Annotated in this window: 4 protein-coding genes and 2 pseudogenes; 2 read left to right on the top strand and 4 right to left on the bottom strand. The window is 70.5% G+C overall.

The window, feature by feature from the left end; translation table 11 throughout:
* Positions 1 to 121: 121 nt before the first annotated feature.
* From ACZ4SA_RS27930 to ACZ4SA_RS27915, 4 genes and pseudogenes are all read right to left on the bottom strand, one after another.
* Positions 122 to 277 (bottom strand): annotated as a pseudogene (locus ACZ4SA_RS27930) (ISL3 family transposase); the annotation flags it as partial.
* Between the two features lie 265 nt (positions 278 to 542).
* A complete protein-coding gene (locus tag ACZ4SA_RS27925) occupies positions 543 to 1508 on the bottom strand; it encodes a pirin family protein (RefSeq protein ID WP_468279822.1) in 966 nt (321 codons plus the stop codon).
* A 340-nt stretch (positions 1509 to 1848) separates the two neighbouring features.
* A complete protein-coding gene (locus tag ACZ4SA_RS27920) occupies positions 1849 to 3258 on the bottom strand; it encodes an alpha/beta hydrolase family protein (protein WP_468279819.1) in 1410 nt (469 codons plus the stop codon).
* Between the two features lie 374 nt (positions 3259 to 3632).
* Positions 3633 to 4358 carry a GntR family transcriptional regulator gene (locus ACZ4SA_RS27915; protein WP_468279816.1) on the bottom strand — a complete coding sequence of 242 codons (726 nt, stop codon included), beginning with the start codon at positions 4356 to 4358 and terminating at the stop codon, positions 3633 to 3635.
* A 127-nt stretch (positions 4359 to 4485) separates the two neighbouring features.
* On the opposite strand from ACZ4SA_RS27915, the pseudogene ACZ4SA_RS27910 reads away from it, so the two are divergent.
* Positions 4486 to 5010, top strand: a pseudogene (locus ACZ4SA_RS27910) (oligopeptide/dipeptide ABC transporter ATP-binding protein); the annotation flags it as partial.
* A gap of 180 nt (positions 5011 to 5190) precedes the next feature.
* Complete coding sequence (locus ACZ4SA_RS27905) at positions 5191 to 7578, top strand: collagenase (protein ID WP_468279813.1); 2388 nt, start codon at positions 5191 to 5193, stop codon at positions 7576 to 7578.
* Positions 7579 to 7729: the final 151 nt, after the last annotated feature.

The following is a 7729-nucleotide window of genomic DNA, read 5'->3' as shown; positions in this document are numbered from 1 at the left end:
CCCCCCCCCCCCCCCCCCCCCCCCCCCCCCCCCCCCCCCCCCCCCCCCCCCCCCCCCCCCCCCCCCCCCCCCCCCCCCCCCCCCCCCCCCCCGCTCCTGTTCATCGCCTGCGTCCCCAGACAGATCGTGCCACGCAAACCGGACAGACCGCGGTGTCCTGCGTAGTCCGTGCCCGCACCACGATCCGCTCGCCCTCGTCGGCCACATCCTCCAGGACCGGCGGAGGCCGGCCTGAAAATACCGTTTGCACAGGCTCGTTGACGTCCTTCACGCGAATGTCAACGACTCCCCACTCTCCATCACCACCGACCGACTCCTGGCGGGCGTGGGAGCAGCGAAAACGTGGCGCTCGCCGCACTGACGACACATCAGCAAAGTCAGCATTCGGTCTACCAAACCTGCCTACAGATGACCACACCTGGTGCTGCCGACAGCACTGAGCGGAGACCACCAGAGGGGCGATGCGTCTCATTCCGTCAACGGGGAACGGTACGGAGGTGCTGCGCGCGGGCGGGCAACCAGTCTCATCTCATCACCCCAGCTCAGCGCACCCTTCCCCGCGGTTTCAACGCCACAGGCGGCAGTTCGGGAGCGGGCAGCCGGCCCCCTGCGTAGCCTTCCACTTCGCCGAAGCGGGAGGCATTCATCCAGTCCTCGCGAGCCTGCGCGACATCCTCGTGGGACCGCCCGATGAAGTTCCACCACATCACGATCTCCTCCTCGAACGGCTCGCCGCCCAAGAGCATCAGGCCGGCGTCGGACTGGGCGCGCAGAGGCAGTTCGGAGCGTCCGCAGCCGAGGTAGAGCATCGAGCCGGGGAGGACGGGGACGCCGTCGACGTGGGCCTCGCCCGACATGGAGAGCACCGCGTACTCGAAGTCCGGGTCGAGGGGCAGCATCGCCTCCGCGCCGTCGGCGAGGGCGAGGTCCGTTCCCACGAGCGGGGTGTACGTCGTGCCGGGCGAGGCCGCGCCGTCGAGGGTGCCGAGGACGACCGTGGCGGTGAGGCCGGGGGCGGTGACGGTCGGGAGGTCGGTGTGGTGCTGGAAGTGGGGGTCGATGTCGCGACGGGCATGGGGCAGTGCCACCCACAGCTGGGCGCCGTGCAGGAAACGGGCGTGCGGCCGGGGGCTCTCCTCGGAGTGGCTGATCGCACGGCCCGAGGTCATCAGGCCCAGCTCACGGGGGCGGATGGTCGCCAGTGAACCGGTGCTGTCGCGGTGCAGGACCTCGCCTTCGTGCAGCCAGCTGACGGTCTGCAGACCCATGTGCGGGTGCGGCGGCACCTGCATGCCGGGCTCGTCGGCGATGTCGTCCGGACCGTAGTGGTCGACGAAGGCCCAGGCTCCCACCATGCGCCGGCCGAGGTTGGGCAGCAGCCGGCGGACCTCGGTGGACTCGCCGAGTTGGACGCGACGGGGGCTGAGAAGCTCACGGACGGGCTCGGCGACGACGAATCCCCGACCACCGCAGACGGACGGGGTGGGCTGCCGATCGAGATTGCTCATGCCGCACAACCTAGTTCCTGCGCGGCGCGGCGCGGGCGGGCGCGTCCGGCAGCGGCTTCCCGGGCCGACGAGGAAGCGGCGGCGGGCGAGCAACCGTCCTGACCGCACCCGGGCAGCGGGCGGCGGGGCGCCACACCACGCAGACGGTCACACCGGCAGCCGGCGTGCTTTCCGCGTACGTCGAAACGGCCGACCGCCCAGCCGAACGCGGCGATCACCCAGATGGGCGGGAAGCCGGAGAGCACGGTCACCGGGTCGGCATGCCGACGGCGATCACGCGGTTCGGCCACCCCCATGGACGACTCCCGCCCTCATGACCGACGGCGGCCCCGCGCGGGGGTCAGGTCCCGGACAGGGTCTCCTGCAGCCAGTCGAAGACCACCTCGCAGTGCAACTGCGGCGCCATCGGGGAACAGTGCAGCTGCGCTCCCTCCGCCGCGGTGAGTTTGACGTAGTCCTTGGGAGAGGTGAGCTTGTCGAACATCTGGCGCGCCTGGCCGGGGTAGAACTGCTCGGCCTCGTAGTCGATGACCAGTGTCGGCATGGTGATGCGGCCGACGACGTCCGTGATGTCGAGCGCCTCGATGCGCTTGGCGGGAGTGTAGAAGTCGGTGAACGTCTTTCCCTCGCGGGCTTCGAGCATCGCCGGGATGGAGAAGGGCTCCATCCGCTTCCTCAGCGTCGCGGCACCGGCCGGAGGCAGCCCGGGTACGACCTCCTTGTTCCAGATGTTGTTCGTCTCCGCCTTGCTCGGGGTGAGGATCTGCCGGATCTCCTTCGGAAATCCCAGCCAGGGGACCAGGCAGCCCGGCATCGCCACCAGCGCGGCGATGCGCTTCTCGAAGGCCGCGGCCCGGGGCGCCAGGTCACCGCCCATGCTCAGCCCGGTCAGAGCGATCTTGTCGGGGTCGACGTCCGGGCGGGCGACCAGCCAGTCGACGAGTGGGGTGACGACCTGCTCCCAGCGAGGGGAGAAGGTCACCTGGTCGACGAAGAGCAACTGGCCCTGGCCGGGTCCGTCGTACACCAGGGCGTTCCAGCCGCGCGCCAGTGCGGCCTGGACACCGTAGGCCCACATGTCGACGTTCTGACCGTCGCTGCCGTTCGTGAGGATCACGGTCGGGCGTCTCCCGCCGGCCCCCTGCGGGCGGAAGAACCAGACCGGCATCGGGGTGTTGCCGTACCGGACGTTCGCCGTCACCGGCGCCGGTTCGGTCAGGTTGCAGAACGTGTCCCAGGCACCGCGCCCGGCCTCGTACAGCTGTTTCTCGTTGCCCGGGTTGTCGGAACCGAGCACGAAGAACAGCGCCTGGGCGTAGTACTGCGCCGCCCTCAGTGCGCGGAAGCGCTCCGTCTCCCGGTCCGGCTTGCTGCCCTGGGGGGCGTCCATGAGCCGGTCGCCGAGTTTCTTGAAGGTCTCGACGTAACTCTGCGCGGAGAGCCCAGCCTTGTTGATGCTGTTGACGGCAGTGAGTACCTCGCCCACCTCGGCGGCGCCGGCACCGGAAGCCCCCAACGCCCACAGCCCGTTGAAGTTGAACTCCGGGTCCTTGAAGAGCGTCATGACTCCCGGCGTGGGTCCTCCCGCCGGGCCACCCGACGCCGTACCGCTGGGGGTGGGCGCCTGCGCGGAGGAGGCGTCCTGGGCGCTGCAACCGGTGGCCATCAGGGCACCGACGCCACCGATGAACCCGGCGAGCGTGGTGCGGCGGGTGTGGCCAAAGGCCCCGGTATCCGAAGAGTGCATCATGCCAGCAGAACGTACGAGTCCCGCCTGCCGCCGCCGCACACGACACCCGCAGTACCTCGAACGGCCCGCGCCCAATCCCCACCTCGGCCCAACGCCGGGCACGCCGTCCGTCGCCACGGTCCAGGCCGTACTCCGAGCAATTCGGGAACGAGCACGGCATCTCGCACACGGTGCTCCCGAACCGGCGCTGGACCTCTCGCCCACCCACCGTGCCGCCCTCTGACGCGGCACGGCCCGGGCACTCCTCCCGCCGCGACCAGAGACGAAATCCGGCGCGGCTGGACAAGCAGGCGCAGAAGTCCGAAGCCGGAGTTCGCCGCCGTCCCTTCACCGCGCCCCGACGGGGACGGCCCGGTGGCTCCCCCGCACCGGACTCAGAGGGCCGTGCCCCACTTCCGCCTCGGGCCAGGCGCGGCGGGCTGCTCCTCCTTCTCCCGCGCGCCCTCGGCCCACAGCGAGCGCACATGACCGAGGTGGCGGGCCATGCACTTCTCGGCGCCCTTGGCGTCGCGCGCCACCATCAGGTCGAGCAGCTCGATGTGTTCCTCGGCGGACGGGATGAGCTGGTCGCGCTCGTCCAGGGCCGTCAGCCCGTACAGCCGTGAGCGCTTGCGCAGATCACCGACGGTCTCGACGAGTCGGTCGTTGCCGGCGAGCGCGAGCAGGGAGAGATGGAACTGCCGGTCGGCCTCGAGATAGCCGATGAGGTCGTGCTCGCGCGCGGCGCGCACGATCTCCTCGGCCACCGGCCGCAGCGCCCCCAAGTCCTCGCGGGAGGCGCTGCGGGTGATCCGGCGGACCATGGGCACCTCGATCAGAATGCGGATCTCTGTGTACTGGTCGAGATCACGTTCGTTGACCTCGGTGACGCGGAAGCCCTTGTTGCGGACCGGCTCGACGAGGCCCTCCCGGGCCAGGTCGAGCATCGCCTCGCGCACCGGTGTCGCGGAGATCCCGAAGTCCTCGGCGAGGCCGGGCGCCGAGTAGATCTCACCGGGGCGCAGTTCGCCGGAGATGAGCGCGGCGCGCAGGGCGTGGGCCACCTGGTCACGCAGTCGCTCCCTGGCGGTGACGAGATTGCGCTGTTTCAGGTGGCCCATGGTGGTGGTGTTCCCTTCGCCCTGTGCCCTCGTGGCCGAGAGGATCACCAGCGTACAATGTCACGTTGTTTTCGCAGGTCCCTCGGACGGGCTACCCGCCCCCCGTCTCGTATCCCGGCGGGCAGTCGGTCGGGCCGCTCGGCGGTGTCTACGCCGAGCTCTGGCTCGGCGTCGAATCCGTCACTGGCCGCGACCTGTTCGCGCGGGTCCTGTACGGCGCGTCTCGGCGCTCGACGTCTCCGTGCAGGCGCAGATCGTGACCCTGATGGGCCGTCTGCAGCGGGAGCTCTCTCGCCCACCTCTTCATCGCCCACGACCTGTCGGTGGTCAGGCGTGTGTGCGACCGGATTGCCGTGATGTACCTGGGCCGCATCGTCGACGCCGGCCCCAAGGAGCGGATGTACGCCGCCCCCGCCCACCCCTGTACGCGATCCCTGCTGTCCGCCGTACCGCTGCCGGACCCGGCCGGAGAGCGGATGCGTGAACGGGTCAGGCTGCCCGGCGATCCACCGAGCCCGGCCTCCCCACCGCCCGGCTGCTCCTTCCACCCCCTACCGGAAGGCGCATCTGCCGGACCGAGGTGCCGGTGCTCGGTCCCCCGGCGTCCGGCGGGGTCCGCCCGGCGGCCTGTCACTTCCCCCGGGCCGCCTGATCGGCGCTGTCCGTGATCCGCGGTGCACGGGTCTTTACAGTGCCATTTCACATTACTACTTTACACATCACATAGCGCTGCGCTCCTTCAACTACCGCTCGTCGCACAGAAGTTGAGCAGCCCGAGGCACCTGAGCCGCACAACCGCTTGTTCTGCCACCTCCCACACACAGGAGCCGATGTGTTCCAGCCCAGAAGCCCGCGCCGACCTCTGCGCCCCCTTGCGCGCAGATCCCTGCGCACGGCCCTGCTCACCGCCACGACCGCCCTCACGCTCTGCCTGACCGCCGTCCAACCCGCCCCCGCGGCCGCGTCCGCGCCCACCGCTCCCCCGACCCCTTCGGCAATACGGCCGGACTCCCCGCCGCACTCCACGGACAGGGTCGACCGCCTGGCAACCGCCCCGGACCGAGCTGCGCCTCTGCTCACGGCCCCTGGCGGCCTCACCGGCGGCAGCGTCCCCGGGCCCCGTACTCCCGAACCGCAGGGCAAGGCCGGGGCAGGCGCGTCGGGCGCCACCCTCGGCGCAGCGCACGTGCCCTGCACGCTCGACGGCGTGACCGGCCTTTCCCCGGTGCGGTTCGCGGACTTCCTCGCCGATCCCGACGTCACCGCCGACGACTGCCTGCGGTCGATCCTGTGGACCTGGGACCGGCGCCTCGCCCCGGTCATGTCAGACGCACACGTCCAGGCCGTCTCCCGCCGCATCACCAGCCTCGCCGACTCCCACGACGGCAGGAACGGCAGCCATCTGCTGGAGATGTTCACGTACCTCCACGCCGTCGCCTACCACGACTTCTCACGCGACGAGATCGACGTCACCGACACGCCGACGCTGACCACCATGCGCCGTGCCGTCGCCCGCTTCGGCTCGGCGTCCCGCACCTTCGACGCCACCGGCACCAACGCGGAGACCCTCCGCGAAGCGCTCTACGCCGCCTCGGCACCCGGCCTGCGCCAGTACCAACTCCCGCTCGTCAAACGGGTGCTGGCCACCATGGACGCCCGGCACCCCGACACGGCACAGGACACCTCCTGGGCCGGGGCGGCGCTCGCCGCGCTCAGCCTGAACTACCTCGGCGTCTACCCCGGCAACCAGGACACCGCCTTCCACACCGCGGTGAAGGCCGCCCCGTCCTACCGTGCCGCCTTCCGGGCCTTCGCCCGCCACACCCACCTCAAGGACCGGCCCAACGCCTGGGTCGTGCGTGACGCGCTGAACGAGTACGGCCGCTTCGGCCAGGTCGACGGACTGCGCGCCGGAATCGTCTCGGACCTCGGCACCCTCCTGAGCGTCACAGCACGCACCTTCGGTGACAGCAGTGCCCCGTGGGCGAAGGTCGCCACCTGGCTGGGGGTGTACGAGGCCTGTTCCCAGTACCACGTGTGCGCGTCCGACATCGAGAAGCGTCTCTTCCCGCACACGTACGTCTACGGTGTCGACGGCACCGACCGCATCAGGGTCCGCTCCGGTCTCGACCGGGCCACGATCGACCAGTTGTACTACGCGAGCAAGCAGGTCAAGGCACAGTTCCACCGCGTGGTCGGCAGTGTGGAGCCCCTCGCGGGCGACCCCAACCCCACCCTGAACATCGTCCTGTACTCCTCGCGCAGGGAGTACGAGGTCTTCCACCCGCTCCTGACCGGCATGGGAACCGACAACGGCGGCGTCTACATCGAGAAGGGCGCGACTTTCTACACGTACCAGCGACGCGTGCCGCAGGACTCCTCGCTGACCCTGGAGGAGCTGTTCCGCCACGAGTACGGGCACTACCTCAACGGCCGCTGGGCGGTGCCCGGCTTCTTCGGCGAGGGCCCCTGGTACGAGGGCGACCGGACCACGGCGATGGACGAGGGCACCGCGGAGTTCTTCGCCGGGTCCAGCCGCAGCGACGGCGTCAAGGTCCGCAAGTCGCTCGTCCAGGGCGTCATCGACGACACGGCGAACGGCGGACCGCGCATGACGGTGGACCAGTTGCTGCACGCCACGTACGACGGCGACGGCTTCCGCTTCTACGACTATGCGGGCACCTTCTTCGAGTTCCTGTGGACCGAGCGCCCGTCGCTGCTGCAGGAGATGTACCGCAACCTGCGCGCCGACGACCCGGCCGCCTTCGACGCCTGGCGCGACCGCCTCGGCAAGGACGTCTGGCTGCAGAGCGCGTACGACGCATTCCTCGACGCGCAGATCGCCCGTGTCGACGAACTGTTCGTGCCGGAGACGGCCTACGTCCCCCTCGACCAACTGCGCGACGTCTCGGCCGACCAGGTCCGCGTCTCCTTCACCGCGACGACCGGCAGCACCCCCGCATGCCAGGGCAGCGGCACCGCCGAGCGTCCCCGGTTCGTCTGCACCGGCCGCATCACCGCCAACCTGACCGACGCCGGCGACACCGGCCTCGTCTTCAAGGACATGTCAGAGACGGTCGATTACTTCCTCCTCGACCGGGCCGCGGACGGCGACAACAACCTGACCGACATGAACTGCTTCTTCGGCGCCGTGGACATCTGGCCCGGCGGACGCGCGGGCACGTCGCACTACACCTGTGAGGGCCCCCTCCGCGCCTGACGGACCGAACGGGACCGCAAGACCCCCGCGCGCGCCACCGCCCCACACAGTGGCGCGCGCGGGCTCTTCATGCCGACGGCGGCGAGAGGCGAGAGGGGCGCGCTGAGCTTGATGTCATGCGGCGGGCCGCGGCGGTCGGAGCCGCGGCGGC

The sequence above is a fragment of the Streptomyces sp. NPDC027962 genome (genome assembly GCF_055566095.1).
Note: the sequence above shows the minus strand (reverse complement) of the source record. Positions and strands in the feature narration are given on the sequence as shown.